At 70.7% G+C, this 2,788-nt stretch carries 3 protein-coding genes; 2 read left to right on the top strand and 1 reads right to left on the bottom strand.

All coding sequences use genetic code 11. The features are described 5' to 3' along the window. Positions 1 to 1,608: fumarate hydratase (locus tag ACIQOV_RS35995; RefSeq protein WP_401055024.1), on the top strand; the 1,608-nt coding region annotated here is incomplete at its 5' end. 104 nt (positions 1,609 to 1,712) lie between these two features. Here ACIQOV_RS35995 and ACIQOV_RS35990 read toward each other — a convergent pair. Beyond that, on the bottom strand, positions 1,713 to 2,471 hold the full coding sequence (locus tag ACIQOV_RS35990; protein WP_401055023.1) for a GntR family transcriptional regulator: 759 nt from the start codon (positions 2,469 to 2,471) through the stop codon (positions 1,713 to 1,715). A 137-nt stretch (positions 2,472 to 2,608) separates the two neighbouring features. On the opposite strand from ACIQOV_RS35990, the gene ACIQOV_RS35985 reads away from it, so the two are divergent. Continuing rightward, a partial coding sequence (locus tag ACIQOV_RS35985) for a hypothetical protein (RefSeq protein ID WP_401055022.1) occupies positions 2,609 to 2,788 on the top strand: 180 nt, incomplete at its 3' end.

Here is a 2,788-nt window from a genome sequence, read left to right as displayed (position 1 = left end):
CCCTACCGCAAGATCACCTCCGAGGGTGTCTCCACCTTCGAGGCCGGCGGCCGCACCTTCCTCCAGGTCGAGCCCGAGGCGCTGCGGCTGCTGACGGCCGAGGCGATGCACGACATCTCGCACTACCTGCGCCCCGCCCACCTCGCCCAGCTGCGCCGCATCCTGGACGACCCGGAGGCCAGCCCCAACGACCGCTTCGTGGCGCTCGACCTGCTGAAGAACGTCAACATCTCGGCCGGCGGCATCCTCCCGATGTGCCAGGACACCGGCACCGCGATCGTCATGGGCAAGCGCGGCCAGAACGTGCTCACCGAGGGCGGCGACGAGTCCGCCATCGCGCGGGGCGTCTACGACGCGTACACCAAGCTCAACCTGCGCTACTCCCAGATGGCCCCGGTGACCATGTGGGACGAGAAGAACACCGGCAACAACCTGCCGGCCCAGATCGAGCTGTACGCCACCGACGGCGACGCGTACAAGTTCCTGTTCATGGCCAAGGGCGGCGGCTCCGCCAACAAGTCGTACCTGTACCAGGAGACCAAGGCCATCCTGAACGAGGCGAGCATGCTCTCGTTCCTGGAGCAGAAGATCCGCTCGCTGGGCACCGCGGCCTGCCCGCCGTACCACCTGGCCATCGTGATCGGCGGCACCAGCGCCGAGTTCGCGCTGAAGACCGCCAAGTACGCCTCGGCGCACTACCTGGACAACCTGCCGACCTCGGGCGACGCCAGGACCGGCCACGGCTTCCGCGACCTGGAGCTGGAGGCCAAGGTCACCGAGCTGACCCAGAAGATCGGCATCGGCGCCCAGTTCGGCGGCAAGTACTTCTGCCACGACGTGCGCGTGGTGCGCCTGCCGCGGCACGGCGCCTCGCTCCCGGTCGCGATGGCCGTCTCCTGCTCCGCCGACCGCCAGGCGCTCGGCAGGATCACCGCCGAGGGCGTGTTCCTGGAGCAGCTGGAGACCGACCCGGCGAAGTACCTGCCGGACACCACCGACGAGCACCTGGACGACGACGTGGTGCGCGTCGACCTCGACCAGCCGATGTCCGCGATCCGCGCCGAGCTGTCCAAGTACCCGGTGAAGACCCGGCTCTCGCTCACCGGCACCCTGGTCGTCGCCCGCGACATCGCCCACGCCAAGATCAAGGAGCGCCTGGACGCCGGCGAGGGCATGCCCAAGTACCTCCAGGACCACCCGGTCTACTACGCGGGCCCGGCCAAGACCCCCGAGGGCTACGCCTCCGGCTCCTTCGGCCCGACCACGGCCGGCCGGATGGACTCCTACGTCGACCAGTTCCAGGCCGCCGGCGGCTCGATGGTCATGCTCGCCAAGGGCAACCGCAGCAAGCAGGTCACCGACGCCTGCGCCGCGCACGGCGGCTTCTACCTCGGCTCGATCGGCGGCCCGGCCGCCCGCCTCGCCCAGGACTGCATCAAGAAGGTCGAGGTGCTGGAGTACGCCGAGCTCGGCATGGAGGCGGTCTGGCGCATCGAGGTCGAGGACTTCCCGGCCTTCATCGTCGTCGACGACAAGGGCAACGACTTCTTCCGCGAGACCACCGAGGGCCCGCTGATCACCAACCTGCGCGTCCGCTCCAAGGAGTAGTCCCGCACGCCCCCGCCCCGCCCCGGTCGCCCCTGCGGCCGGGGCGGCGGTGTTCCCCCGCCGGGGACGGCAGCCGGCCGCGGCCGGTGGGCGTCATCCGGCGTTCAGGCGTCGAAGTCGTACTCCAGGACGTAGGAGGCGGCGTCCAGGATCATCTCGTTGAGCTCGACGACCTGGCCCTCGTCGGCGAAGGCGGTGCGGCAGATCAGGATGACGGGGGTGCCGGCGGACAGTTCCAGGCGGGCGGCCTCCTCGGCGCCGGGCATCCGGGAGCGGACCTCCTCGCGGAAGTGCACGGGCTTGGCGCCGATCTCGGCGAGCCGGGCGTAGGTGCCGCCGGGGCCGGTGTCCTCGCGGGTGATCGCGGTGCCCGCGACCAGGACGGCGGGCAGGTAGGAGGTCGACAGCAGCACCGGCTTGCCGTCGAGGACGAAGCGGCGGTGCCGCACGCACATCGGGGCGCCCGGGGCGACCCCCAGCATCCGGGCCACGTGCTCGGGCGCGCCCTGCTCGGTGACGGACACCTGGTCGACCACCAGGCTGCGGTTGTCTATGTCCGCCGACCATATCGACCGGCCGGACCCCCACTGCCCCTGCGCCAGCCGTTGGATGCCGCGCCGGCGCAGCGGCCGGAAGTCCCGGACGAACACCCCGGCGCCGCGGCGCGCCTCGGCGATGCCCTCGCTCTGCAGCACGCCCAGCGCCTGGCGGGCGGTCATCCGGGCCACGCCGTACTCGTCCATGAGGTCGTTCTCGCCGGGCAGGCGGTCGCCCGCGCGGTACCGGCCGGTGTCGATGGCCGTTTTCAGCGCTTCGGCGATCCGCTGGTACTTGGGCTGCTTGTCGCCATTGCTGCCGGTCATCGCCGCTCCCTCTGCCTCGGACAAATCGTAGGCGTGCCCGCGGTCGCCGGTAAGGAGATACGACCGTTGACATCTCTAGAGATATTAGCTTCTCTAGAGATGCTGGCCAGTCGCCGACCAGAGCGAGGAGCAGCACGGTGAGCACCCGACAGCGAAACACCCCGGCCTACCGGCCCCACGTGGGTGAACTCGTCCTCGACCGGAGGACCGGACGCACCGGCATCTACATGGACACCATCGGCGGCGAGCACTACCTGCGCCCCGAGCCCGGCGGCCGGGAATGGACGGCCGACCCCCACCAGGTCGCCCCCGCCCCC

The sequence above is a fragment of the Kitasatospora sp. NPDC091257 genome, assembly GCF_044757675.1.
GTDB classification, from domain to species: Bacteria; Actinomycetota; Actinomycetes; order Streptomycetales; family Streptomycetaceae; genus Kitasatospora; species Kitasatospora lactacystinica.
The sequence above is the reverse complement of the archived record's forward strand: the minus strand, read 5'-3'. Positions and strand labels throughout refer to the sequence as shown.